Below are 24,512 nucleotides of genomic sequence, written 5' to 3' on the forward strand. Positions count from 1 at the left end.
ACATTAAAGCTGCGAGCGGCAAGCTTTAAGCTGCAAGCGAAAGCAGACCCGCACGCGGAACGCTCTATTCTTGCAGCTTGAGCCTTGCGGCTTGCAGCTCATCGCCAATATCAAAACTTTTTGATATTGATCTTGCGGGGTCAGCGATGCCTGTCTAGACTGCCGCCCCATGAACCTCCGTGCGCAATCGATCCCTCAGCGAAGCGACACACTGGCCGCCCTGTGCAAAGCCAGTGGTGACGAGCTGCGTCTGAATGTTTTGCGCGCGCTGGCCAGCGACTCGTTTGGCGTGCTGGAACTGGCGCAGATCTTCGACATCGGCCAGTCCGGCATGAGCCACCACCTCAAGGTGCTGGCCCAGGCCGAGCTGGTGGCTACGCGCCGCGAAGGCAACGCCATTTTCTATCGCCGCGCCCTGCCCGACAGCCTGCGCCTGGGTGGGCGCCTGCACACGGCGCTGCTCGAAGAAGTCGATGACCTGACCTTGCCACCCGAGGTGCAGGCACGTATCGCCCTGGTGCAGCAGCGTCGCGCAGCCACCAGCCAGGACTTTTTCCAGCGAGTGGAAGAAAAATTCCGCGCCCAGCAAGACCTGATCGCCGGCCTGCCGCAGTACCGCGAAAGCCTGCTGGCGTTGCTCGACACACTCAATTTTGGCCCGGCTGCCAGTGCGTTGGAGGTCGGCCCCGGTGACGGCGGCTTCCTCCCGGACCTGGCACGGCGCTTCGGCACGGTCACCGCGCTGGACAACAGCCCGACCATGCTCGAGCTGGCCCGCCAAGTCTGCCAGCGCGAAGGCCTGGACAATGTGAACCTGCAGTTGGCCGATGCACTGGATACAACGGATGTGGCAGCCGACTGCGTAGTGCTGAACATGGTCCTGCACCATTTCAGCGACCCGGCCCTGGCCTTGCGCCTGTTGGCCAAACGGGTGAAAGCGGGCGGCAGCCTGCTGGTCACCGAACTGTGCAGCCATGACCAGGGGTGGGCGCGGGATGCCTGCGGCGACCTCTGGCTAGGCTTCGAGCAGGACGACCTGGCCCGTTGGGCCAATAGTGCCGGGCTGGTCCCCGGGGACAGCCTGTACGTAGGCTTGCGTAACGGTTTCCAGATACAGGTCCGCCATTTCCAGCGGGCGACTGGCGACATACACCATCGGTAAATTTTAGGAACCCTTCGAGATGAGCGAATACTCCCTTTTCACCTCCGAGTCCGTGTCCGAAGGGCATCCGGACAAGATCGCCGACCAGATTTCGGACGCCGTCCTCGATGCCATCATCGCTCAGGACAAATACGCCCGTGTGGCCTGCGAAACCCTGGTCAAGACCGGTGTCGCCATTATCGCCGGCGAAGTGTCCACTTCCGCCTGGGTCGACCTCGAAGAGCTGGTACGTAAAGTCATCATCGACATCGGCTACAACAGCTCCGACGTCGGCTTCGACGGCGCCACCTGCGCCGTGATGAACATCATCGGCAAGCAGTCCGTGGACATCGCCCAGGGCGTCGACCGCTCCAAGCCGGAAGACCAGGGTGCCGGCGACCAGGGCCTGATGTTCGGCTACGCCAGCAACGAAACCGACGTACTGATGCCAGCCCCGATCTGCTTCTCGCACCGTCTGGTCGAGCGCCAGGCCGAAGCGCGCAAGTCGCGCCTGCTGCCGTGGCTGCGCCCGGACGCCAAGTCCCAGGTCACCTGCCGCTACGAAAATGGCAAAGTGGTCGGGATCGACGCGGTGGTCCTGTCGACCCAGCACAACCCGGAAGTCTCGCAAAAAGACCTGCAAGAAGCGGTGATGGAGCTGATCGTCAAGCACACCCTGCCTGCCGAACTGCTGCACAAAGGCACCCAGTACCACATCAACCCGACCGGCAACTTCATCATCGGTGGCCCGGTGGGTGACTGCGGCCTGACCGGCCGCAAAATCATCGTCGACTCCTACGGCGGCATGGCCCGTCACGGTGGCGGCGCGTTCTCCGGCAAGGATCCGTCCAAGGTCGACCGTTCTGCTGCCTACGCCGGTCGCTACGTGGCCAAGAACATCGTCGCCGCAGGCCTGGCCGAGCGCTGTGAGATCCAGGTGTCCTACGCCATCGGCGTGGCCCAGCCGACGTCCATCTCGATCAACACCTTCGGTACCGGCAAGGTCTCCGACGACAAGATCGTACAGCTGGTGCGCGAGTGCTTCGACCTGCGTCCGTACGCCATCACCAAGATGCTCGACCTGCTCCACCCGATGTACCAGGAAACCGCTGCCTACGGCCACTTCGGCCGCACCCCGCAGCAGAAGACGGTCGGCGACGACACCTTCACCACCTTCACCTGGGAGCGTACCGATCGCGCCCAGTCGCTGCGTGACGCTGCCGGCCTGTAAGTTTCCTACAGCGGTAGATGAAAGCCCCTGCCGAGCAATCGGCAGGGGCTTTTTTGTGACATATCGGCTGACAACTGTTCACGGCACCCGGCGCCCCGCCTGCCTAGACTGAGGGTTCCCACTCGCCATGCAAGGATGCTGGCCATGCCGTTCATGCTGTTGTTCGCACTGCTGCTGCCGCTACAGGCCCCGCTGGCACGGGCCAACCCGTGCCCCGACTGGCCCGTGAAACAGGCTGACGCCGAGGTTGCCCAACTGCGCGACAGGATTGCCCAATGGGATGATCACTACCATCGCCAGGGCATCTCGTTGGTGGCAGATGAGCTCTATGACCAGAGCCGGCAACGCCTGAAGCAATTGCAGCAATGCTTTGGCCTGCTGCAACCCCAGGCGCCACTGGCTACAGCACGTGGCACTGTCCCCCATCCTATCCCTCACACGGGCGTCAACAAGCTCGACGACGAGCACGCCGTCGGGCGCTGGATGGCCGGCAAGACAGGCCTGTGGATCCAGCCCAAGGTCGATGGCGTGGCGGTTTCCCTGTTCTATCGACAGGGGCAGCTGGTGCAGTTGCTGAGCCGGGGTGATGGGGTACAAGGGCAGGACTGGAGCCGCCATATCCCTCAACTAGGGTCGATCACGCGGCAACTGCCTCAGGCGCGAGACCTGTCGTTGCAGGGCGAACTGTACCTGCGCCTGGGCGCACATGTGCAAGCTCAGGCAGGCAGCGTCAACGCACGTGGCACCGTGGCCGGGCTGCTCGCCCGCAATCAGCTTGGCACCGAACAAGGCGCCGGTATCGGCCTGTTCGTCTGGGATTGGCCGCAGGGCCCCGACAGCCAGGCCGAACGCCTCTCGCAGTTGGCGCAATTGGGCTTCCCCGACAGCCAGCGCTATAGCGTCGCGATCGACGCCGCCCCCCAGGCCGCGCACTGGCGCCTGCACTGGTACCGCTCACCACTGCCCTTTGCCACAGATGGTGTGATCCTGCGCCAGGACGCCCGGCCACCCGCCGAGCGCTGGCAGGCCAAGGCGCCCTATTGGATCGTCGCCTGGAAGCACCCCTACTCCCAGGCCCTGGCAGAGGTACGCGACGTACGCTTTCGGGTCGGCCGCACAGGCAGGGTCACGCCCGTTCTGCAGCTACAACCCGTCAAGCTGGACGACCGGCTGATTACACAGGTGAGCCTTGGCTCACTGGCGCATTGGCAGAACCTGGACATTGCCCCCGGCGATCATGTAGCAATCAGCCTGGCGGGCCTGACCATCCCGCGCTTCGAGCAAGTGGTACACCGTGCGGCCTGGCGCCAATCGGTACAGGCGCCGCAGCCAGGTCGCTATCACCCACACAGTTGCTGGCATGCAGGCGAAGGCTGCAACGAACAGTTCATCGCACGGCTCACATGGCTCAGTGGCAAGCAGGGGTTGGCCATGCCGCGCACCGGGCCGGGTACGTGGCGGCGCCTGGTCGATGCGGGGCTGGTCACTTCGATGACCGACTGGCTGCTGCTTGATCCTCTGCGCCTGGGCCAGGTACCCGGCATCAGCGAAGCGACAACCACACAGCTGCTACACGCCTTCGAAAGCGCCCGTTCACAGCCCTTCTCCCGCTGGATGCGAGCGCTCGGTGCACCCGCCCCCGGTGGCACGCCACTGGACGGCGACTGGGCGCAGCTGTCCTCGCGCACGGCCACTGACTGGCAAGCTTTGCCTGGCGTCGGCACAGTGCGTTCGCGTCAGCTTGAAGCGTTTTTCATGGCCAAGGAGATTCAAGCCATCGCTGCGCAATTAAACGAGGCCGGTGTCCACGCGTTCCAATTCAGTGATAAACGCCCCGTGCAATGATTTTTTACCAAATCCCATGTAAGGAAAGTCTGAGTTTCAGCCAGAAAAACCCAACAAGGGTTCCTAAATGGGCAAAACCAAGGCAGGATTTCTCCCAACTTTTCTGCCCTGCCCCGTTCAGGAGGCTTTTCATGAAACCTATTTCGACTCTTTTCCTGCTCGCAACGCTTGGTTTGGCTGCCGGCGCCGCGCAAGCCGCCCAGCCGGATGCCGGCCTGACCGGCTGCGCCGCCAAACGCAGCGCTATCGAGAACCAACTGAAAATTGCCCGCGAACATGGCAACAGCGACCAGGTCGCGGGGCTTGAGCAGGCGCTCGAAGGCGCAAAAAACTGCACCGATAGCAGCCTGCGAAAAGAGCGCGAACAGAAAGTACTTGATGCACGTCACGAAGTTGCGCAGCGCGAAAAAGACCTGAAGAAGGCCGAAAAGAAAGGCGATGCAGAAAAGATAAACAAGCGTAAGGACAAACTCGCAGAATCCAGAAAGGAACTGCAGGAAGCCGTGGACGAACTGGACCGCTGACAGGCCCGGATTACGCTGCCTGCATTGGCCCCATCACCGGTTTCTCGGCGATGGGGCCAATGCATTTGCCCTCAATGATTGCGAAACTCGGTATGACAGGCCTTGCACGCTGCCTCGACCTTGTCCATCGGCCCTTTCAACCGCGCCGCGTCCGGCGACTGGCCCCGGGTCGCATCGACCAACTCACCGGTCACGCCCTCCAGTTGCCGGGCAAGCTCATGGAACCGGGCCTGGCGCTCCCACACCTCGGCTCGCGCGCTGCTGTCGCCCCCATCACGCGCCTGAGGAAAGTGCTGCCACGGTTGATGCGACAAGCTGTCGAGCTTCACTGCCCCTTCGGAGAACTTCACCCCGTCGAACGGCAAACGACCGCGCAGCATGCCGCCCAAGTCCTCGCTGGCCTTGAGCATGTCCTTGAAGATCACCTTTCGCTGGCCCAGCGGCGAGTTTGGGTCAACACGGTCACAGGCACTCAGGGCAAGGGCTGCGAGCAGAACAACGGTCAATCGCTTGAACATCACGGTCTCTACGGCCTACAAAATGGGCGGCCAGTATCGCTGCCCACGGGCCAAAGACCAATAGCCATACAAAAAACAGGGGCGAAGCTTCATGTTCGTCCATGACAGGAATCCACTCATGAAATCTGCCCTGCGCCACCTGGCCTGGACACTCCCGGCGCTGGCCCTGCTGGCCGGCTGCAACGGCGGCGAGAACGCCAAGCCTGAACCCCATGCCATTGCCACCTACGCCAATGCCACCTGGCAGGACCTGCCCAGCGTCAGCGACGCCGACCTGGTAGCCGGCTTCCACGCGTGGCGCAATGGCTGCGAAAAGCTCAAGCGTGATGCGGTCTGGGCCGCCACCTGCGAGGCCGCTGCCAACGTGCCCGACGATGCCCTGCAAATACGCGCTTTCCTGCAGCAAAACCTGCAGGTCTATGGGCTGCGTTCGGCCGAAAACAACGCCAACGGCTTGATCACCGGTTACTACGAGCCGGTCTACCCAGGCAGCCTGAAACCGACTGAAACCAACCACGTCGCGGTGTACGGCGTGCCCGACGACATGATCGTGGTCGACCTCGCCAGCGTGTATCCGGAGCTCAAGGGCAAGCGCCTGCGTGGGCGCCTAGACGGCCGGGTGCTCAAGCCCTACGACACTGCCGAAGTCATCAACCGTGAGGGCGTCAAGGCCCCGGTGCTGGCTTGGCTGACCGACCCGATGGACCTGCAGTTCCTGCAGATCCAGGGTTCGGGCCGGGTCCAACTGGAAGATGGCCGTCAGCTGCGCCTGGGTTATGCCGACCAGAATGGCCACCCCTATCGGCCGATCGGTCGCTGGCTGGTGGAACAGGGCCAATTGAAGAAGGAAGAGGTCAGCATGGGCAGCATTCATGCCTGGGCCCAGGCCAACCCCCAGCGGGTACCGCAACTGCTGGCCAGCAACCCCAGCTACGTGTTTTTCAGCACCCGCCCCGACAGCAACGAAGGCCCGCGCGGCTCACTCAACGTGCCGCTGACCGCAGGGTACAGCGTGGCCATCGACCGCAAGGTGATTCCACTGGGCAGCCTGCTTTGGTTGTCCACCACGCGCCCGGATGGTACGCCGGTGGTGCGGCCTGTTGGGGCTCAGGATACCGGGGGTGCCATTGCCGGCGAGGTGCGCGCAGACCTGTTCTGGGGGACCGGGCCTGAAGCGGGCGAGCTGGCCGGGAACATGAAACAGCAAGGGCAGATCTGGATGCTTTGGCCTAAAGGCAAACCGCTGCCTGAAGTACCGAAAGTGCCTTGATCGAGGCTGGGCTCTTCGCGGGCAAGCCCGCTCCCACAGTAATCGTGCTAACCCTGAAGGATGCACGATCCTTGTGGGAGCGGGCTTGCCCGCGAAGAAGGCACCTCGGTGTCAGATGGAAATCACGAAAAACGACACGATCAGCGCCAACCCTGCAAACCACACCACTGATCGCAACGCCGCCCAGTCCGCCAGGTAGCAGATGATGTAGAGCAACCGGCTGGTGATGTACATCACGCCCAGCACGTCCTGCGTCACTTGCTCGGCATTGCCGACGATATCGGCCACCAGCACCGCCGCCGCAAACGCCGGAAATGCTTCATAGCTGTTCTGCTGCGCCGCATGGGCACGGCGTGGCAGGCCCGATAGCGTGTCGAGGAAGGCACGCGGATCGTGGTTGTCCTTGAGGCCGAAGCGGCCACTGCTTACCTTGGCGATCAATGCACAAAGCGGCGGCAGTACCAGCGCGATCAGGATGCACCACAGGGCAACGGTCATGGACAGGATTCCTTGTTCAATAGTCAGGTTAGAGCTTCATTACCAGCATGCCTGCCAGCACCAGCCCGCAAGCTAGGAGTCTTGGCCCGCCAAAAGGTTCTTTGAGGTAGCGCATACCCAGCAGCACCACCAAGATCACGCTCAACTCCCTCAGCGCCGCCGCCTCGGCCACCGAGCCCAGGTGCATGGCCCACAGCACCAGCGCATAACTGAACAACACACAAACCCCCACGGCCAAGCCCAGCCGCCACTGGGTTCGCCAGAACAGCACGAACGGTGCCCGCCGCGCCACACTGGCCAGCAACGGGAATGGCCAGGCACTGAGCAAGGTCAGCCATACCAGGTAGTCCCAAGGCTTGCCCCACAACCGCACCGCCTGGCCGTCGAACCAGGTGTAGCAACCGATGCACAGGCCAATCAGCGCCACCACCGGCAGCATCGACCAGGGCAGACGATCACCACCTCCCCCCTGCCACAGCAGGCACGCCATGCCGCAAGGGATGAGCAGAATGCCGATGATCTGCTGCTGGCTCACCGATTCCCCGGCAAAGGCAAGGGTCAACCCCAGCACCACCAGCGGCGACAGGCCGCGCATCAGAGGATAGACCAGCCCCAGGTCACCAACGCGGTAAGCCTGGATCAGCAGGTAGCGGTACAGCTGCTCGGCCAGCGCCGAGGCGACCAACCAGGGCCAGATTTCGGCAGGAGGCACCTCGACGAAAGCGACAGCAAGCACGGCAAAGGCCAGTGCGACCGTGTCCATACTGGCGATCACTAACAGGCGCTCGCCACTGAATTTGATCAGGGTGTTCCAGGTCGCATGCAAGAGGGCGGCGACCAATACCAGGGAAGTTGCCAACACGCAGGAGTTCCTTGCCTTCGGGCCAAACCCGTGACTATTTTTCACCGCACTATAACAACCACCTGCAATAAACACAGCTTGGGAAAAAGACTACACAGACAGAAGACGTTTCCCTGGGGCTCTCTGATTTGTGTCTGCCAACCACCCCATATACTGCTCACCTCTGCCGACGTAGACATTTCGCGCTCAATGACGGCATGCCCCACCTCACTCAATACACATTCGCTCACGAAACGCGATTGACGCCTTGTGCATAGCAGCATAGGATCGCCGTAACGCATAGGGTTGAACCCGTGCCTACCTTCCGAAGCCCGTTATGCGCAAGCATGCGGGCTTTCGTGTTTCTGGGATAAGGACCCGGAAACCATGACTCACTATGTGGCCTATCTCGATGAGTTCGGGCACGTTGGCCAGTACGTTTCTCGCAGCCATGCACAATTCAAAACCAGCCCGGTGTTTGGCCTGGGCGGCGTACTGCTGCCAGCAACACAGGTAAGAGAATTCGCCATCTTCTTTTATCAACTCAAATGCCAACTGCTTGCATGGGACCTTGTAAACGAAAACCCTCGAAACCTCCCCGCGTATCAATGGGAGAAAAAAGGTTCGAAGCTGTACACCGTCCGCAACATCACCCAATACAGAACACTGAGACAATCTACCTTTCGCCTGCTCAATCACATCCACAAGATTGGCGGTCATGTTTTCTATGCGGGCGAATATAAAAGTGCTCCGCCGGATAGACACGATGCAACCGAAACTTTCAAACGACAGCTGCTGAACGCTGTGAGAACCATCGATCGTTACTGCGCACCATCAGGGTCGACTTTCATGCTTCTACTTGATGAGCAAAGAGCCGGCAATGAATGGCGAGAACGTAATGTAGAGGCCTGCACGCTGGCAATGTTCGAAGATGCCGCAGAAAAATGTAGAAGCCTGATAGAACCACCCCTGCAGGGCGAAAGCCACCTGTTCCAGACATTACAATGTGCCGATTGGATCTGCGGGCTCGTTGGCCGGCTGATGACGTTGGCAGTATCCCCTGAGGAGTACCCCGATTGGGCGCCTTTCGACAAGTACTTCTCAGACCGCCTGGCAAACGCAGCTCTGCCAGGTTCAGGCCTGCAGCAACATGCCGGCAGCAGACCACCCGCTGAGCGGGCGCAACCCACAACAGAGCACTGAACGTACCCAGCAGGTCCAATGAATGTAATAAAGGTCGAAGGAAACCCTTTGACAGAAACGAGGTCAACTTATCCAGTCAACATTGTGTCCCGAAGCCCTCGCCAGGTCATCAAAGAACTGCCCGAGCCATTCGGGTTACGACTTGGAAGCCATTTTTACAGGATTCGGGATGCTTGAATTAGTTGCCGCGTTTATCTGCCTCACCACCCTCCTCACCTACGTCAACTACCGCTTCATCGGCCTGCCGCCCGCCATTGGCGTGATGGTCACGGCACTGCTGTTCTCGCTGATGCTGCAAGGCCTGAGCCTGATTGGCTTCCCTGGCCTGGAAGAGCGCGTCGAAGGCCTGATGAACCAGATCGACTTCAACGACTTGCTGATGCACTGGATGCTGGCCTTCCTGCTGTTCGCCGGTGCCTTGCATGTCAACCTCTCGGACCTGCGCAGCTACCGCTGGCCGATCGGCCTGCTGGCCACCATTGGCGTACTGATCGCCACCGTGGTTATCGGCTACCTGTCGCACTGGGTGTTCGCGATGTTCGGCTGGCAGGTGCCGCTGATCTACTGCCTGCTGTTCGGCGCGCTGATCTCGCCCACCGACCCGATTGCCGTACTCGGCGCGTTGCGGACTGCCAATGCATCCAAGCCACTGAAGACCACCATTGTTGGCGAGTCGCTGTTCAACGATGGCACTGCGGTGGTGGTGTTCACCGTGCTGCTGGGCATCATCCAGCTCGGCGAAACCCCCAGTGTTTATGACACGGCCATCCTGTTCGCCCGCGAGGCCATTGGCGGCGTGGTGTTCGGCGGCCTGATCGGCTACGCCACCTACCGCATGATCAAAAGTATCGAGCAGTACCAGGTCGAGGTCATGCTGACCCTGGCGCTGGTCATCGGTGGCTCGGCGATGTGCTATGAACTGCACGTTTCAGCACCGATCGCCATGGTGGTGGCCGGCCTGATCATCGGCAACATGGGGCGCAACCTGGCGATGAACGACATGACCCGTCGCTACATGGACGGCTTCTGGGAGTTGATCGATGACATGCTCAACGCCCTGCTGTTTGCGCTGATCGGCCTCGAACTGCTGCTGCTGCCGTTCAACTGGATGCACCTGGCGGCAGGTGGCGTGCTGGCGTTGGCGGTATTGCTGTCACGGCTGTTGACCGTAGCGCCGGCGATCGTGCTGCTGCGGCGCTGGCGCCCGGTGCCCAAAGGGACTGTGCGGGTGCTGACCTGGGGCGGCCTGCGCGGTGGCGTGTCGGTAGCGCTGGCACTGTCGCTGCCACTGGGCGAAGAGCGTGACCTGCTGCTGTCGATCACCTACATCGTGGTGCTGTCGTCGATCCTGGTGCAGGGGCTGAGCATCGGCCGGGTGGTGCGCAAGGTCAGCGCCCAACCTTGAGATTGCCGGGGCCGCTTTGCGGCCCCGAAATGTCTACTCGACTGCCGAGTCCGGGAACTGGTCCTGCACGTACTTGATCTCGGTACGCCCATGCGCCGCCGGCAGGCCATCTTCGCCGAGGTTGACGAAGACCATCTTATCGACAGTCAGGATGCTCTTGCGGGTGATCTTGTTACGCACTTCGCACTTGAGGGTGATCGAGGTACGGCCAAATTCGGTGGCGGTGATGCCCAACTCGATGATGTCGCCCTGGCGCGAAGCACTGACGAAGTTGATCTCCGACATGTACTTGGTCACCACGCGCTGGTTGCCCAGCTGGACGATGGCGTAGATGGCCGCCTCTTCGTCGATCCAGCGCAACAGGCTGCCACCGAACAGGGTGCCATTGGGGTTGAGGTCTTCGGGTTTTACCCATTTGCGGGTGTGAAAGTTCATCTGTACTCCTGACCTGCTTGGCTAACGTGTACTCATGATGGCAGAGCCGCCGCTACCGCTCCATTGAACATCGACTATCGTCTCGATTAATCGACAGAAAACCTTGGGTGAAGCTCCCGGTCGCGGCTATAATCTGTGCCGTTTTACATGGCCACCCCCAGCGGGGCCATGCCCGCCACCTGTCCGAGGGGCGCTGCAGCAGGCTAGACCTGTCAGGCTCGGATGGGGCGTTGTCCGCTCCTGCGGACGCTCAACGCACAACGGCGCCCATTCGCACACTACGAATGGAGGCTCTCATGAGCGCTGTAAACACGCCTGCTGGTTTTACCGATTTCAAAGTCGCTGACATCTCCCTGGCCGCCTGGGGCCGTCGCGAAACCATCATCGCCGAATCGGAAATGCCTGCACTGATGGGCCTGCGTCGCAAGTACCTCACTGAGCAACCGCTCAAGGGTGCGAAGATTCTGGGCTGCATCCACATGACCATTCAGACTGCCGTGCTGATCGAAACCCTGGTTGCCCTGGGTGCCGAAGTGCGCTGGTCGTCCTGCAACATCTTCTCCACCCAGGACCAGGCCGCTGCCTCCATTGCCGCCGCCGGCATCCCAGTGTTCGCCTGGAAAGGCGAAACCGAAGAAGAGTACGAGTGGTGCCTGGAGCAGACCATCCTCAAGGATGGCCAGCCATGGGACGCCAACATGATCCTCGACGACGGCGGCGACCTGACCGAACTGCTACACAAGAAATACCCGGCCGTGCTGGACCGCGTCCACGGCGTCACCGAAGAGACCACCACCGGCGTGCACCGCCTGCTGGACATGCTGGCCAAGGGCGAGCTGAAAGTCCCGGCGATCAACGTCAACGACTCGGTCACCAAGAGCAAGAACGACAACAAGTACGGCTGCCGTCACAGCCTGAACGACGCCATCAAGCGCGGTACCGACCACCTGCTGTCGGGCAAACAAGCCCTGGTGATCGGCTACGGTGACGTGGGCAAGGGTTCGGCCCAGTCGCTGCGTCAGGAAGGCATGATCGTCAAGGTCACCGAAGTTGACCCGATCTGCGCCATGCAAGCCTGCATGGACGGTTTCGAGCTGGTCTCGCCGTTCATCGACGGTATCAACGACGGCACCGAAGCCAGCATCGACAAGGCCCTGCTGGGCAAGATCGACCTGATCGTGACCACCACCGGTAACGTCAACGTCTGCGACGCCAACATGCTCAAGGCCCTGAAGAAGCGTGCCGTGGTCTGCAACATCGGCCACTTCGACAACGAAATCGACACCGCCTTCATGCGCAAGAACTGGGCGTGGGAAGAGGTCAAGCCGCAGGTGCACAAGATCCACCGTACCGGCGCTGGCGACTTCGACCCGCAGAACGACGACTACCTGATCCTGCTGGCCGAAGGCCGCCTGGTCAACCTGGGCAACGCCACTGGCCACCCAAGCCGCATCATGGACGGCTCGTTCGCCAACCAGGTGCTGGCACAGATCTTCCTGTTCGAGCAGAAGTACGCCGACCTGTCGGCCGAGAAGAAAGCCGAACGCCTGACCGTTGAAGTGCTGCCCAAGAAGCTCGACGAAGAAGTGGCCCTGGAAATGGTCCGTGGTTTCGGCGGCGTCGTCACCCAGCTGACCAAGCAGCAAGCCGACTACATCGGTGTGACTGTCGAAGGCCCGTTCAAGCCGCACGCTTACCGCTACTAAGCGACAAGTGCCAGGCGGCCTGCCGCCTGGCGCTTGTAGTCGTTGAATCTTGATCGATGCCCGAGCCAGGCCGGCCCCCACCGCCCTGGCTTTTACTTGCAGCTCGCGGCTCATGGCTTGCAGCTGAGGAAACAGAGATGTCACAAGAACGCCGCTACAGTTTCGAATTCTTCCCGACCAAGACCGATGCCGGTCACGAAAAGCTGATGGGCGTTGCCCGCCAGTTGGCCGCCTACAACCCGGACTTTTTCTCCTGCACCTACGGTGCCGGTGGCTCTACCCGCGACCGCACGCTCAATACCGTGCTGCAGCTGGAGAGCGAAGTGAAGGTGCCTGCCGCACCGCACCTGTCGTGCGTCGGCGACACCAAGCAAGAGCTGCGCGCCCTGCTTGCCGAATACAAGGCAGCGGGCATCAAACGCATCGTCGCCCTGCGCGGCGACTTGCCCTCCGGCATGGGCATGGCCAGCGGCGAGCTGCGCTACGCCAGTGACCTGGTCGAGTTCATCCGCCAGGAAACCGGTGATCACTTCCACCTGGAAGTGGCCGCCTACCCGGAGATGCATCCGCAGGCCCGCAATTTCGAGATCGACCTTGCCAACTTCGTGCACAAGGTCAAGGCCGGTGCCGACAGCGCCATCACCCAGTATTTCTTCAACGCCGACAGCTATTTCTACTTTGTCGAGCGCGCGCAGAAACTGGGCGTCGAGGTCCCGGTGGTGCCCGGCATCATGCCGATCACCAACTACAGCAAGCTGGCACGCTTCTCCGACGCCTGTGGCGCCGAGATTCCACGTTGGATCCGCAAGCAGCTCGAAGCCTATGCCGACGACACCGCCAGCATCCAGGCATTCGGCGAAGAAGTGATCACCCGCATGTGCGAGCAACTGCTGCAAGGCGGCGCACCGGGCCTGCACTTCTATACGCTGAACCAAGCCGAAGCGAGCCTCGCGATCTGGAACAACCTGAAGCTGCCTCGCTGAAACTTCTTGGCAATATTCTGTTTAAGAAATAGTTAAGGCTTTGGTCATAGACTAAGGCCTTATTTATTTTCCGGTTAAACAGGTCTTGCCTGACATGCAGCATTCCCAGCCATCGCGCCCTCAGCTCGTCTACCTGGCTTTCGGCCCGGCCACCTATCATCAGGAAGCCTGCTTCAGTATCGTCAGTGCCCTTGCCCACCTGGACCGGTCGGCAGGCGAGACCCTCGACATCCAGGTCTACACCGACAACCCGCAGCCCTATGCCAAGCTTCCGGTCACGCTGCACCTGCTCGACGAAGCCACGCGCAAGGCGTGGAACGCGCCCCACGGCTACCACTTTCGCAGCAAGCATGTGCTGCTCCAGCAGGTGCTCAAGCATCATTCGCTGGCCGTGCTGATCGACACCGACACGTTCTTCAGGCAATCACCGATGCGGCTGTTCGAGCGGGTCAAACCTGGGCATCTGCTGTGCAACGCCATCGGCGCGCGCTACGGCGCGAACCAGAAGTGCCTGCTGTACAAGAACCTGCTGACCCTCCTCCAGGCTCGGGGCCTGGCCGACTGCCAGATGCCGCTGATCAACTCAGGTGTGATCGGCCTCACCGCCGAAGACGCGCTGACGCTGGAGCACTCCATCGCCATGATGGACGAGTTCTACCCGCTGGCCCGCGAGGCCTATACCCTCGAAGAGTTCTGCCTGGCAGTGGCGGCCTACCGCAAACTGGAACTGGCCGAATGCACCGACGTCATTCACCACTACTGGAGCCGCAAGGCCCAGTTCCGCGCCAAGATCCAGGCCTGGCTGCGCAAGCACGGTGACGCGCCGCTGTGCGAGGCTGCGCTGGCCGATGTTGCGCGGGTCAACGATCAACTGCCACGGCCCCCGACCCTGCACCGGCTGGGCTTCAAGGCGCTGAGCCTGACCCTGCCCAGCCACGCGCGGCAATTTGCCCGCGAACTGCTCTATGGCAGCTACCCCTACCCCAATGAGTTCGACCGCGCCTGCGCATCGGCCTGGTGGGACAAAGCCCTGGAGAACTTCAATGCGCGCCATGGCCGCATCGAACCCGAGCAACTGCGCCAGTGCCTGCGTCACCCTGGCCTGCGTCTTTCGCTCGGGGAACGGCGCAAGGATATCGAAGCGCATCTGCTCGGGTCGACGCAGGCCTGAACAGGCCGCTCTTCACTGGCCTTGAGCAGGCCGAGCGCGTAATCTGCGGGCCATGTCCGTCATCACCCGCCTGTTCTGGATCCTGCTGCTCGCCTGCCTGAGCCCGTTGGCCCTGGCGGAACGCCTGCGCCTGGTATCCGACGACTGGGCGCCGTATGTCTACTTGCAGGACGGCCAGCCCCGAGGCATCGACTACGAAGTCACCACCCAGGTGTTCAGGCGCCTGGGCGTAGAAGTGGAATGGCAATTCCTACCGTGGAAGCGCTGCCTGGCGATGATCGAGCAAGGGCTGGCCGACGGTATTGTGGATATCTTTCAGATCGACACACGCAAGCCTTTTCTGATCTACCCAACGGAGCCCATGTCGGATGTCGAGTTCGTGCTGTTTCAGGCGCGCGCCCGCCGCCATGCCGTCAACGGGCTGGACGACCTCGCAGGGCTGGCCGTAGGTACATCGCCCGGCTACACATACGGCGCGCTTTTTAACGACTCGCCCCGTTTTCGCCGCGAAGCGGCCCCTACCCATGAAGCCAACTTCGGCAAGCTGATGCTTGGCCGAATCGATTTACTGATTACCGACCGCAGGGTTGGCCGCTACCTGATGCAGCAGTTGGGCCTGGAAAAGCAGGTCGAAGAGCTGCCACTGGTGGTAAGCCGACAGGCGCAATACCTGGGGCTGACCCGTAAACCCGGGCGAGAGGCGTTGGCCCAGGCGTTCGCCGAAGAGTTGCAGCGCTTCAAGCAGGAACCCGCCTACGCAGCCATCAACAACCGCTACACAGGCGACATTGGAAACATTCTCAACGCCGTTGAGCAGCAGGAAAGCAGCACGTCGCGATAGCTCTGTTATACTCGGGCCTTCCCGCCAGGCTTACGCCCGGACGCTCGGCCTAGCAACAGGCATCCCGATCGGCAACGACGCCTTACCGCGTCAGCCCTCCGTTTCCTGGATGTGCAGTGAAAGCCAAGCTGGACCGGACGCGATCGCATCTCACCGATGCCCGTCGCGCCAGGCAGAACATCCCTACGGGCCCAGCCCACACGAGAACAGGATTGCCCATGTCCTTTGCTTCCCTCGGTCTCTCCGAGGCTCTTGTCCGCGCTATCGAGGCTGCGGGCTATACCCAGCCGACTCCGGTGCAACAGCGGGCTGTTCCCGCCGTGTTGCAAGGCCGCGATCTGATGGTCGCTGCGCAGACAGGTACTGGTAAAACCGGCGGTTTCGCCTTGCCGATCCTGGAGCGCCTGTTCCCGGGTGGCCACCCCGACAAGTCGCAGCGCCATGGCCCACGCCAGCCCCGCGTACTGGTCCTGACTCCGACCCGCGAACTGGCTGCCCAGGTGCATGACAGCTTCAAGGTTTATGCCCGTGACCTGCCGCTGGTCAGCGCCTGCGTCTTCGGCGGTGTCGGCATGAACCCACAGATCCAGGCCATCGCCAAAGGCGTCGATGTCCTCGTGGCGTGCCCTGGCCGCCTGCTCGACCTGGCCGGGCAAGGCAAGGTAGACCTGTCCCATGTGGAAATCCTGGTCCTCGACGAAGCCGACCGCATGCTCGACATGGGCTTCATCCACGACGTCAAGAAGGTCCTTGCCCGCCTCCCGGCCAAGCGCCAGAACCTGCTGTTCTCGGCAACCTTCTCCAAAGACATCACCGACCTGGCCGACAAGCTCCTGCACAACCCGGAGCGCATTGAGGTCACCCCGCCGAACACCACGGTCGAACGCATCGAGCAGCGCGTCTATCGCCTGCCTGCCAGCCACAAGCGTGCGCTGCTGGCCCACCTGATCACCCTGGGTGCGTGGGAGCAGGTACTGGTCTTCACCCGTACCAAGCACGGCGCCAACCGCCTGGCCGAGTACCTGGAAAAGCACGGCCTGACCGCCGCCGCCATCCACGGCAACAAGAGCCAGAACGCTCGCACCAAAGCCCTGGCCGACTTCAAGGCCAACGCTGTACGGGTACTGGTTGCCACCGACATCGCCGCCCGCGGCCTGGACATTGATCAGTTGCCCCATGTGGTCAACTTCGAGCTGCCCAATGTCGAAGAAGACTACGTCCACCGTATCGGCCGTACTGGTCGTGCGGGCCGTTCAGGTGAGGCCATTTCCCTGGTCGCGCCAGATGAAGAGAAGCTGCTCAAGAGCATCGAGCGCGTCACCAAGCAGAAGATTGCCGACGGTGATCTGATGGGCTTTGACGCAAGCCAGGTAGAGGCCGAGAAGCCGGAAGTTCGCGAACGCCCGCAGAACACCGGCCGTGGCGGTCGCAACCAGCCACGCGGCGAAGGCGGCAAAGACGCCAACGGTGGCCGCAAGGACAAAGGCAAGGATAAAGGCAAGGCCAAGCCGCACGCTGCCGACAAGCCGGCCGACAAGGAAAAGTCTGGCGACAAGCCGCAGCAGCAGCAGCAGCAGCAGCGCAAGCCGCGTGACAACAAGCCACGCCAGCAGCAAGCCAGCCAGAACGGCGCGCCAAAAACGCAGGCCGACCGTGCTCCGGATGAGTTCCTGGACGATGACGTCGACAACTTCGGCAACCGCGCCGACTACGTCAGCCCGTACCAAGGCAAAAACCAGGGGCGTAACCGTCGTCCTGGCAGCGGCACTGGCACTGGCGCAGGTCAAAGCCAGAGCCAAGGTGCTGGCACGCGCAGCAACAGCGGTGGCCAGGGTCGCAGCAATAATGGTGGCGCTCAACCACGCAACGCCAACGGCGAGAAACGCCCACCGCGTAACGCCAATGGCGGCGGCGCACGCCGTGATGGCGGTGGCCGCGGCCGCCCTTCGCGCGATGATGCTGCGCGTCAAGAACCGGCAGTGCGTAGCTCGCGTGAGCCACAGAGCCAGCCGGTCATCATCCGCAAGGAGTCCAAGCTCGATCGTTACCCAACGCCTGAGCAACTGGACGACCTGCCAAGCCGCCCACGCAGTGAGCGCCCAGCGCTGCTGACCCGTAAGAGCTGATACCAGCCCATACAACAAAACGCCGCCCAATAGGGCGGCGTTTTTTTTGCAGGTAGTGCGAATTACTTCTGCTTCACGCCTTCAACGCTGATATCCAGGTCCAGGGTCTGCGAAGTCGCGCCTGGGCCCTTGATGCCGAAGTCGTTCAGGTTCAGCGTGGTGGTGGCGTTGAAGCCAGCGCGCTCGCCACCCCATGGGTCCTTGCCTTCACCGTTGAAGGTGGCCTTGAAGGTGACCGGCTTGGTCACACCGTGCAAGGTCAGGTCGCCGGTCACGTCGGCGGTCTTGTCGCCGGTCGATTTGACGGCGGTGGATACGAACTTGGCTTCTGGATACTTCTTCACGTCCAGGAAGTCTTTGCTGGCAATGTGCTTGTCACGCTCGGCGTGGTTCGACCACAGGCTGGCAGTTTTCAGATCGACACTGATCTTGCTCGCTTCAGGCTTGGCGCTGTCCCAGCTGAAGTTGCCGTCAAAGTCCTTGAACGTACCGTGGATGAAGCTGTAGCCCAGGTGGCTGATCTTCCAGTCAACGAACGCGTGCTGGCCTTCTTTGTCGATCTTGTACTCGGCGGCCATGGCCTGGCCTGCGGAGAACAAAGCGGTACCGAGCGCCAGAGCGGCAAAAGTCTTTTTCAACATCCTTTCTATTCCTTGCAATTGAGGTTGAGAGTCAAGCTTTGCGGCCCAGCATGCGGATCAGGGTCGCGTCACGGTCAATGAAGTGGTGTTTCAATGCTGCCAGGGCATGGAGGACGGCGAAAATCACCAGGCCCCAGGCCAGCCAAAGATGGATCACCCCAGCCAGGTCCGCCTGATCGGGCAGGTCGCTGACCAGAGCCGGTACTTCGAACAAGCCGAACACCGGAATACCGACGCCGTCGGCGGTGGAGATCAGGTAACCGGCGATCATCACCGCGAACAGCCCCACGTACAGGGCCAGATGGCCCAGCTTGGCGGCCATGCGGGTGAGTGCCCCATGGTTGGCCGGCGCGGGCGGTGGCGGGCTGATGAAACGCCAGAGTACACGTAGCAGCATCACTGCCAGCAACACCAAGCCGATGCTCTTGTGCAGATCTGGGCCAGATTTGCGCCACGGGTCGTAGTAGTCCAGACCGACCATCCACAGCCCCAGGCCGAACAGGCCGAAGACGGCCAGCGCGACACCCCAATGCAGGATGATGCTGACCACGCCGTAGCGAGAAGATGAATTGCGCAGTTGCATGTTGGCGTGTTTCCCCGTGAAAGCTGTGCACAGACTAACGCGTAACGTATCGAATAAAAGCGGAAAAAATTGCTTCGGATTATCGAAAAATACGATGGATATTGTGGAAGCTTCCTATTAAGGAAACATTAACGATAGTAGGGGACACTCAAGTTGCCAGTACCGGCGCCTTCGCGGGCAAGCCCGCTCCCACAAAAGCGGCGTGACTCTGTGGGAGCAGCTGTCTTGCTCAATTTTCTAAAGCCGCACGATCCCTGTGGGAGCGGGCTTGCCCGCGAAGGGGCCGGTACAGTCAATCAACCCGCCTTGGCCTGAGTATTGGCCACAGGCTTCTTCGCGGGTTCCGATTTGACCGTGGCTTTTTTCGCCTCGACAGGCTTATGCGCCTGTTTTGCCGCCGGCTTGTGTGCCGGAGCATGCTTGGCAGGGGCTGCCTTGGTAGCGGCAGGTTTGGCAGCAGCAGGCTTGGCTGCTGCTTCCTTGGCCACAGGCGCCGGCGCAACCGGGGCTGGAGCGGCCTGCGGAGCCGGTGCAGGGGCCACTTCATCAGCCTTGGCAATCGGCTGGGCTTTCACTTCAGGCTTGTCAGCCCCACCAAACAGGCGCGAGAAGAAACCTGGTTTGTCCTGCTTGGCCTCTTCCTTCACCGGCTCGGCCTTGGCCGGGGCTTTTTCCGCCTTGTTGCTCTTGTCGGAAGAACCACCGAACAGGTTGGAGAAGAACCCACCCTTATCCTTGGCCGCCGCGGCACCCGCCGCTGCTGCTGCCGCAACCGGCACAGCCTTGGCCGGGTCGAACGACTTGCCGGCAAGCAGGTCTTGAACCTGGCCGGCAGCGCGCTGACCGCTGCGCAGGGCACCTTCCAGGGTGCCTGGGTAGAGGGCGTCGGTATGCTCACCGGCAAAGCTGATGCGCTGCACCGGGCGCTCCCACAGGCGCCAGTACTTGCTGATCTGCCCTGGGCCATAAGCCAGGTAGGCGCCACCGGTGCCGGCGTCGGTGCTGTAGCGCTTGACCTCGTACCCGGTGAACGCACCACGGGCCTGTGGATAAAACGCATGCAGGCGGATGAGCACCTGGTCGACCATCTGCTTGTCACCGAACGCCTGCAGCAGGCGGGCGTTATCGCCGGACAGGTTGATCACCACGTTGGCGCCACCCTTGAGTGCCGGTTCAATCCACAACATGCCCAGGCCCGCGTTACTGAAGATTTCGCCAGACATGCGCGCACGGCTTTCCCACACCGGCTTCTTGAACTTGAGCATCAGCTGGTCGCGCCAGCCATAGTTGGTGCCCTTGAGCGCCGCCAGGTGCTGGTTGTCCAGGCCCGGGGTCATCTGAATCTTGGCCAGGGCGCGTAGCGGCACGGCCATGACCAGGTAATCGGCCTGGTAGCCCACACTGCCAACCTTGACCGTGACGCCGTCCTTGTCCTGGACGATGGCGGTGACCGGCGAGCTGGTCTTGATGGTCTTCAGCTGTTTGACGAACGCTTGGGCCAATACCGGGCTGCCGCCCGGCAGGCGGGCGGCACGCAGGTCACGGTCACTGACACCCCGGTACACCCGAGTCTGCTGGGCGAAATACAGCAGCGACAGGCGCGACGGCTCATCGTAACGGGTACGGATCTGCTGGTTGATCAGCTGACGCGCGGTGGTCGGCAATTGCAGCTTGTCCAGCCAGGTGGACACGTTGATCTGATCGAGGGCGAACAGCGTGCTGGTCGCCTGAGGGTTCAGCGGATCATCGATCGAGCGGGCCAGGTCGTCGAGGGTTTTCTCATAGCGCTTGAGCGCCTCGGCAGTGGCAGGCTGCTTGGTGGCGAGGTCCGTCGCATTGAAATACTCACCGTCGATCAGGTAGCCCGGCGTACGCACGAATTCCGGCGCGGGCAGTGTTTCAAGCTTGAAACGGTCCAGGTACTGGTTGAGCACCGGCTGGGCCTTCGCGTTGCCGATCCACTCACTGGTTGCAAGGCCAGACCGGCCGCCCATGCCTGACTTGGCCTCCAGCAGCGTCACCTGCCAACCTTTGTTCTGCAGCTCGTAGGCTGCGGTCAGGCCCGCGAGGCCACCACCGACCACAATGGCCGTGGGCGTTTTGTCCTTTGCCAGCGCGGCGCCGCTGGACACACCAATCAATACCAACGCGCACAGGCGCACCCAAGCAGCAGCCATGTCGGCGAACTCCGAGTCAGACGTTACAGAAAAAAAGGGAGGCAGAAATGCCCCGAGCGAGATGCGTTAAGAATACGTCAGGTCTGCCAACCCTGCCAGCACAGCGACATCAAGTCCTTTTGGCAACTGACATTTTTGTCAGTAGCCCTGTCACAGGGTTGCGGGCGATGCTGACGACAATGGCCAAGAGCCCGCCCGGAGGGGCATATTCGCCGGCTCGAATGAACCGGCACCCAACGTCATTGACCCGCAGCGGTTGTCCTGCCCTGCAGCTTTGCTTAGGCTTACGCGGTCCAAGCCAGCAGCGCAGCCAGGAGAAGTACCCATGGGCCTCAACGATCAGTGGATGCAACGTGACCTCAAGGTCCTGTGGCACCCCTGCACCCAGATGAAAGACCACGAGCAGTTGCCGCTGATCCCGATCAAGCGCGGTGAAGGCGTGTGGCTGGAAGACTTCGAAGGCAAACGCTACCTGGACGCGGTGAGCAGCTGGTGGGTCAATGTGTTTGGCCACTCCAACCCGCGCATCAACCAGCGCATCAAGGACCAGGTCGACCAACTGGAGCACGTGATCCTGGCCGGTTTCAGCCATCAGCCGGTGATCGAGCTGTCCGAGCGCCTGGTGGCCATGACCCCGGCCGGGCTCGACCGGGTGTTCTACGCCGACAACGGCTCGTCGTGCATCGAAGTGGCGCTGAAGATGAGCTTCCACTACTGGCAGAACGTCGGCAAACCGGGCAAGAAGCGCTTTGTCACCCTGACCAACAGCTACCATGGCGAAACCATCGCCGCCATGTCGGTGGGTGATGTGCCGCTGTTCACCGAAACCTACAAGGCGCTGCTGCTGGACACGATCAAGGTGCCTAGCCCCGACTGCTACCTGCGCCCAGAGGGCATGAGCTGGGAAGAGCACTCGCGCAACATGTTCGCCGCCATGGAGCAGACCCTGGCCGAGCACCACGCCTCGATCAGCGCCGTGATCGTCGAGCCGCTGATTCAGGGTGCTGGCGGCATGCGCATGTACCACCCGGTGTACCTGAAGCTGTTGCGCGAGGCCTGCGACCGCTACGATGTGCACCTGATCCACGATGAAATCGCCGTAGGCTTCGGCCGCACCGGCACAATGTTCGCCTGTGAGCAGGCCGGCATCCGCCCGGACTTCCTCTGCCTGTCCAAGGCGCTGACCGGCGGTTACCTGCCGCTGGCCGCCTGCCTGACCACCGACACGGTGTACCAGGCGTTCTACGACGACTACCCGACCCTGCGCGCGTTCCTCCACTCGCACAGCTACACCGGCAACCCGCTGGCCTGTGCGGCGGCCCTGGCGACCCTCGACATCTTCGAGCAAGACAACGTGATCGAGGCCAACAAGGCGTTATCTGCGCGCATGGCCAGCGCCACCGCGCACCTGGCCGACCATGCCCATGTCGCAGAAATCCGCCAGACCGGCATGGCCCTGGCGATCGAGATGGTCCAGGACAAAGCCGGCAAGGTTGCCTATCCGTGGCAAGAACGCCGTGGCCTGAAAGTGTTCGAGCACGCCCTGACCCGCGGCGCCCTGCTGCGCCCGCTGGGCAGTGTGGTGTACTTCCTGCCGCCCTACGTGATTACCCCGGAACAGATCGACTTCCTCGCCGAAGTGGCCACGGAAGGCATTGATATCGCGACTCGAGAAAGCATCAGCGTCGCCGTGCCGGCCAATTTCCACCCCGATTTCCGCGACCCAGGCTGACATCGCTGCGAGGGCTTTGCCCTCGATCGCGGCACAAGGCCGCTCCCACAATGGCACAGCGCACGCCGTTTAATTGTGGGAGCGGCCTGGTGTCGCGAAAGGGCTGCAAAGCAGCCCCTAGTCCACCGGAAGCACCCCATCAATTAGAGCCTTACCCATGAGACTGTCCCGCTTCTTCATCGACGCCCCCCTGAGCATCGGCGAGCACGACCTGCCCGAAGCCCAGGCCCACTACATCGGCCGCGTATTGCGCATGGCCCCCGGTGACGCCGTGCAGCTGTTCGACGGCAGCGGCCAGGAATACCTCGGCCAGTTGCTCGAAGTGGGCAAGAAAACCGTGCGCGTCAGCCTCGATCAGGCCCTGGCCGGTCAAGCCGAATCGCCCTTGCACATCCACCTGGGCCAAGGCCTTTCGCGCGGCGAGCGCATGGACTGGGCGATCCAGAAGGCCACCGAACTGGGCGCCAACGAGATTACCCCGATCGTCAGCGAGCGCTGCGAAGTGCGCTTGAAGGATGAGCGCGCCGACAAACGTTTGGCGCACTGGCGCCAGGTGGCGATCAGCGCCTGCGAACAGTGCGGCCGCTCCAGCTTGCCGGTGATCCACCCGCCAGTCACCCTGGCCGATTGGATCAAGGGCAGCGATGCGGACCTCAAGCTGGTGCTACACCCAGTCGCCGAGCCGCTGACCAGCCATGACAAGCCGGCCCGCCTAGCCTTCCTCATCGGCCCCGAAGGCGGCCTGAGCGATGCTGAGGTCGAGCAGGCCAAAGCTGCCGGCTTCCACGCCGCCCGCCTTGGCCCGCGCGTGCTGCGCACCGAGACGGCGCCGGTCGTTGCGCTTTCGGTGGCACAGCAGCTGTGGGGCGATTTCTCGTAAAAACTAACGCACGTACAGCGACACCGCCACGAAGTGCATCAGGCTGCCGGCAATCACGAACAGGTGCCAGATGCCATGCCAGTGGCGGAAACGGCTGTCGAAAGCGAAGAAGATGATGCCCACGGTGTAGAACACCCCGCCGGCCGCCAACCAGGCGAAGCCGGCGGTGCCCAGGCTGTGCAGCAGCGGCTTGACCGCCACCAGGACGATCCAGCCCATCACCGCATAGATGATGATCGACAGGATCCGCGCCTCGGAGCGCGGCTTGATCTCCTGCAGCATGCCGATCACCGCCAGCCCCCAGACCACCCCGAACAGGCTCCAGCCCCAGGGCCCGCGCAGGCTGACCAGGCAGAATGGGGTGTAGCTGCCGGCAATCAGCAGGTAGATCGACAGGTGATCGAGCTTGCGCATGATCACCTTCGCCCGCCCGCGTGTGCTGTGGTAGAGGGTCGAGATACTGTAGAGCAGCAGCAGCGTGCCGCCATAGATGGAGAAACTCACGATCTTCCAGGGGTCGCCCTGCAAGCCCGCGACGACGATCAGCCAGATGGCACCGATGCAGGCCAGAATGGCACCGATCAGGTGGGTCCAGGCGTTGAAGCGTTCACCGTAATACATGCAAACACAGACCTCCTGCTATGGGCTGGGTTCCTGAGACAGTCAGTTCGGGCCTCTTCGCGGGGCGAGCCCGCTCCCACAGGTACAGCTTCTGCCCCACATTATTCGGTCCCTGTGGGAGCGGGCTTGCCCCGCGAAGA

At 62.0% G+C, this 24,512-nt stretch carries 22 protein-coding genes and 1 riboswitch; of the genes, 14 read left to right on the plus strand and 8 right to left on the minus strand.

The annotated features are described in order from the left end of the window. Positions 1–169: 169 nt before the first annotated feature. The 4 genes from ACSSU5_RS08485 to ACSSU5_RS08500 all read left to right on the plus strand — a co-directional run bounded on the left by ACSSU5_RS08485 (position 170) and on the right by ACSSU5_RS08500 (position 4,741). Complete coding sequence (locus ACSSU5_RS08485; RefSeq protein ID WP_264311293.1) at positions 170–1,162, plus strand: ArsR/SmtB family transcription factor; 993 nt, start codon at positions 170–172, stop codon at positions 1,160–1,162. 19 nt (positions 1,163–1,181) lie between these two features. After that, positions 1,182–2,372 carry a methionine adenosyltransferase gene (gene metK / locus ACSSU5_RS08490; RefSeq protein WP_264311292.1) on the plus strand — a complete coding sequence of 397 codons (1,191 nt, stop codon included), beginning with the start codon at positions 1,182–1,184 and terminating at the stop codon, positions 2,370–2,372. Between the two features lie 144 nt (positions 2,373–2,516). Then, a complete protein-coding gene (ligB, locus tag ACSSU5_RS08495) occupies positions 2,517–4,217 on the plus strand; it encodes an NAD-dependent DNA ligase LigB (protein WP_492560993.1) in 1,701 nt (566 codons plus the stop codon). Positions 4,218–4,348: 131 nt separating this feature from the next. After that, complete coding sequence (locus tag ACSSU5_RS08500) at positions 4,349–4,741, plus strand: DUF1090 domain-containing protein (protein WP_492560994.1); 393 nt, start codon at positions 4,349–4,351, stop codon at positions 4,739–4,741. A 71-nt stretch (positions 4,742–4,812) separates the two neighbouring features. On the opposite strand, the gene ACSSU5_RS08505 is transcribed toward ACSSU5_RS08500, so the two are convergent. Further along, entirely contained in the window at positions 4,813–5,259 is a 447-nt protein-coding gene (locus tag ACSSU5_RS08505) for a c-type cytochrome (protein ID WP_492560995.1), read from the minus strand. 118 nt (positions 5,260–5,377) lie between these two features. Between ACSSU5_RS08505 and mltA the strand changes: the two genes are divergently transcribed. Continuing rightward, positions 5,378–6,529 carry a murein transglycosylase A gene (gene mltA / locus ACSSU5_RS08510; protein ID WP_264311288.1) on the plus strand — a complete coding sequence of 384 codons (1,152 nt, stop codon included), beginning with the start codon at positions 5,378–5,380 and terminating at the stop codon, positions 6,527–6,529. Between the two features lie 111 nt (positions 6,530–6,640). Here mltA and ACSSU5_RS08515 read toward each other — a convergent pair whose 3' ends face one another. Both ACSSU5_RS08515 and ACSSU5_RS08520 read right to left on the minus strand, forming a co-directional pair. Beyond that, a complete protein-coding gene (locus ACSSU5_RS08515; RefSeq protein WP_264311287.1) occupies positions 6,641–7,027 on the minus strand; it encodes an MAPEG family protein in 387 nt (128 codons plus the stop codon). A 28-nt stretch (positions 7,028–7,055) separates the two neighbouring features. Further along, positions 7,056–7,889: an EamA family transporter gene (locus ACSSU5_RS08520; protein ID WP_492560996.1), complete on the minus strand. Its 834-nt coding sequence runs from the start codon at positions 7,887–7,889 to the stop codon at positions 7,056–7,058. 366 nt (positions 7,890–8,255) lie between these two features. On the opposite strand from ACSSU5_RS08520, the gene ACSSU5_RS08525 reads away from it, so the two are divergent. Both ACSSU5_RS08525 and ACSSU5_RS08530 read left to right on the plus strand, forming a co-directional pair. Next, entirely contained in the window at positions 8,256–9,071 is an 816-nt protein-coding gene (locus ACSSU5_RS08525) for a DUF3800 domain-containing protein (protein WP_492560997.1), read from the plus strand. A gap of 169 nt (positions 9,072–9,240) precedes the next feature. Continuing rightward, positions 9,241–10,476, plus strand: coding sequence for a cation:proton antiporter (locus tag ACSSU5_RS08530; protein ID WP_264311285.1), 1,236 nt, complete (start codon positions 9,241–9,243; stop codon positions 10,474–10,476). Between the two features lie 33 nt (positions 10,477–10,509). Here ACSSU5_RS08530 and ACSSU5_RS08535 read toward each other — a convergent pair whose 3' ends face one another. After that, on the minus strand, positions 10,510–10,911 hold the full coding sequence (locus ACSSU5_RS08535; RefSeq protein WP_012274534.1) for an acyl-CoA thioesterase: 402 nt from the start codon (positions 10,909–10,911) through the stop codon (positions 10,510–10,512). A 179-nt stretch (positions 10,912–11,090) separates the two neighbouring features. After that, positions 11,091–11,187: riboswitch (S-adenosyl-L-homocysteine riboswitch) on the plus strand. A gap of 20 nt (positions 11,188–11,207) precedes the next feature. On the opposite strand from ACSSU5_RS08535, the gene ahcY reads away from it, so the two are divergent. From ahcY to rhlE2, 5 genes are all read left to right on the plus strand, one after another. Next, a complete protein-coding gene (gene ahcY, locus ACSSU5_RS08540; protein WP_264311284.1) occupies positions 11,208–12,617 on the plus strand; it encodes an adenosylhomocysteinase in 1,410 nt (469 codons plus the stop codon). Between the two features lie 137 nt (positions 12,618–12,754). Continuing rightward, entirely contained in the window at positions 12,755–13,600 is an 846-nt protein-coding gene (gene metF / locus ACSSU5_RS08545) for a methylenetetrahydrofolate reductase [NAD(P)H] (protein ID WP_264311283.1), read from the plus strand. A gap of 94 nt (positions 13,601–13,694) precedes the next feature. Further along, complete coding sequence (locus ACSSU5_RS08550; RefSeq protein ID WP_492560998.1) at positions 13,695–14,771, plus strand: hypothetical protein; 1,077 nt, start codon at positions 13,695–13,697, stop codon at positions 14,769–14,771. Positions 14,772–14,823: 52 nt separating this feature from the next. Continuing rightward, a complete protein-coding gene (locus ACSSU5_RS08555) occupies positions 14,824–15,612 on the plus strand; it encodes a substrate-binding periplasmic protein (protein ID WP_264311281.1) in 789 nt (262 codons plus the stop codon). Between the two features lie 218 nt (positions 15,613–15,830). Beyond that, positions 15,831–17,738 (plus strand): RNA helicase RhlE2, encoded by a 1,908-nt coding sequence (rhlE2, locus tag ACSSU5_RS08560; protein WP_492560999.1) that lies wholly within the window; start codon positions 15,831–15,833, stop codon positions 17,736–17,738. Positions 17,739–17,800: 62 nt separating this feature from the next. On the opposite strand, the gene ACSSU5_RS08565 is transcribed toward rhlE2, so the two are convergent. The 3 genes from ACSSU5_RS08565 to ACSSU5_RS08575 form a co-directional block, all read right to left on the minus strand. After that, positions 17,801–18,379, minus strand: a complete 579-nt coding sequence (locus tag ACSSU5_RS08565; RefSeq protein WP_264311279.1) for a YceI family protein — start codon at positions 18,377–18,379, stop codon at positions 17,801–17,803. Between the two features lie 31 nt (positions 18,380–18,410). After that, entirely contained in the window at positions 18,411–18,962 is a 552-nt protein-coding gene (locus ACSSU5_RS08570) for a cytochrome b (protein ID WP_264311278.1), read from the minus strand. Between the two features lie 296 nt (positions 18,963–19,258). After that, entirely contained in the window at positions 19,259–21,139 is a 1,881-nt protein-coding gene (locus ACSSU5_RS08575; RefSeq protein WP_492561000.1) for a flavin monoamine oxidase family protein, read from the minus strand. 325 nt (positions 21,140–21,464) lie between these two features. Between ACSSU5_RS08575 and ACSSU5_RS08580 the strand changes: the two genes are divergently transcribed. Together ACSSU5_RS08580 and ACSSU5_RS08585 are read left to right on the plus strand one after the other, a co-directional pair. Next, positions 21,465–22,871 carry an adenosylmethionine--8-amino-7-oxononanoate transaminase gene (locus ACSSU5_RS08580; protein ID WP_492561001.1) on the plus strand — a complete coding sequence of 469 codons (1,407 nt, stop codon included), beginning with the start codon at positions 21,465–21,467 and terminating at the stop codon, positions 22,869–22,871. Positions 22,872–23,028: 157 nt separating this feature from the next. Then, the gene (locus tag ACSSU5_RS08585; protein ID WP_492561002.1) at positions 23,029–23,751 is read left to right on the plus strand and encodes a 16S rRNA (uracil(1498)-N(3))-methyltransferase; all 723 of its coding nucleotides are present in this window, start codon (positions 23,029–23,031) and stop codon (positions 23,749–23,751) included. Between the two features lie 3 nt (positions 23,752–23,754). Here ACSSU5_RS08585 and trhA read toward each other — a convergent pair whose 3' ends face one another. Next, positions 23,755–24,372, minus strand: a complete 618-nt coding sequence (gene trhA / locus ACSSU5_RS08590) for a PAQR family membrane homeostasis protein TrhA (protein WP_492561003.1) — start codon at positions 24,370–24,372, stop codon at positions 23,755–23,757. Positions 24,373–24,512: the final 140 nt, after the last annotated feature.

This window comes from Pseudomonas sp. E1MeOHC2 (assembly GCF_058745025.1).

Bases quoted from the DNA above. Each gene is read 5' to 3' on its own strand.
- ACSSU5_RS08485 (WP_264311293.1), top strand. From the start codon at position 170: ATGAACCTCCGTGCGCAATCGATCCCTCAGCGAAGCGACACACTGGCC.
- metK (WP_264311292.1), top strand. From the start codon at position 1,182: ATGAGCGAATACTCCCTTTTCACCTCCGAGTCCGTGTCCGAAGGGCAT.
- ligB (WP_492560993.1), top strand. From the start codon at position 2,517: ATGCCGTTCATGCTGTTGTTCGCACTGCTGCTGCCGCTACAGGCCCCG.
- ACSSU5_RS08500 (WP_492560994.1), top strand. From the start codon at position 4,349: ATGAAACCTATTTCGACTCTTTTCCTGCTCGCAACGCTTGGTTTGGCT.
- ACSSU5_RS08505 (WP_492560995.1), bottom strand. From the start codon at position 5,259: ATGTTCAAGCGATTGACCGTTGTTCTGCTCGCAGCCCTTGCCCTGAGT.
- mltA (WP_264311288.1), top strand. From the start codon at position 5,378: ATGAAATCTGCCCTGCGCCACCTGGCCTGGACACTCCCGGCGCTGGCC.
- ACSSU5_RS08515 (WP_264311287.1), bottom strand. From the start codon at position 7,027: ATGACCGTTGCCCTGTGGTGCATCCTGATCGCGCTGGTACTGCCGCCG.
- ACSSU5_RS08525 (WP_492560997.1), top strand. From the start codon at position 8,256: ATGACTCACTATGTGGCCTATCTCGATGAGTTCGGGCACGTTGGCCAG.
- ACSSU5_RS08530 (WP_264311285.1), top strand. From the start codon at position 9,241: ATGCTTGAATTAGTTGCCGCGTTTATCTGCCTCACCACCCTCCTCACC.
- ACSSU5_RS08535 (WP_012274534.1), bottom strand. From the start codon at position 10,911: ATGAACTTTCACACCCGCAAATGGGTAAAACCCGAAGACCTCAACCCC.
- ahcY (WP_264311284.1), top strand. From the start codon at position 11,208: ATGAGCGCTGTAAACACGCCTGCTGGTTTTACCGATTTCAAAGTCGCT.
- metF (WP_264311283.1), top strand. From the start codon at position 12,755: ATGTCACAAGAACGCCGCTACAGTTTCGAATTCTTCCCGACCAAGACC.
- ACSSU5_RS08550 (WP_492560998.1), top strand. From the start codon at position 13,695: ATGCAGCATTCCCAGCCATCGCGCCCTCAGCTCGTCTACCTGGCTTTC.
- ACSSU5_RS08555 (WP_264311281.1), top strand. From the start codon at position 14,824: ATGTCCGTCATCACCCGCCTGTTCTGGATCCTGCTGCTCGCCTGCCTG.
- rhlE2 (WP_492560999.1), top strand. From the start codon at position 15,831: ATGTCCTTTGCTTCCCTCGGTCTCTCCGAGGCTCTTGTCCGCGCTATC.
- ACSSU5_RS08565 (WP_264311279.1), bottom strand. From the start codon at position 18,379: ATGTTGAAAAAGACTTTTGCCGCTCTGGCGCTCGGTACCGCTTTGTTC.
- ACSSU5_RS08570 (WP_264311278.1), bottom strand. From the start codon at position 18,962: ATGCAACTGCGCAATTCATCTTCTCGCTACGGCGTGGTCAGCATCATC.
- ACSSU5_RS08575 (WP_492561000.1), bottom strand. From the start codon at position 21,139: ATGGCTGCTGCTTGGGTGCGCCTGTGCGCGTTGGTATTGATTGGTGTG.
- ACSSU5_RS08580 (WP_492561001.1), top strand. From the start codon at position 21,465: ATGGGCCTCAACGATCAGTGGATGCAACGTGACCTCAAGGTCCTGTGG.
- ACSSU5_RS08585 (WP_492561002.1), top strand. From the start codon at position 23,029: ATGAGACTGTCCCGCTTCTTCATCGACGCCCCCCTGAGCATCGGCGAG.
- trhA (WP_492561003.1), bottom strand. From the start codon at position 24,372: ATGTATTACGGTGAACGCTTCAACGCCTGGACCCACCTGATCGGTGCC.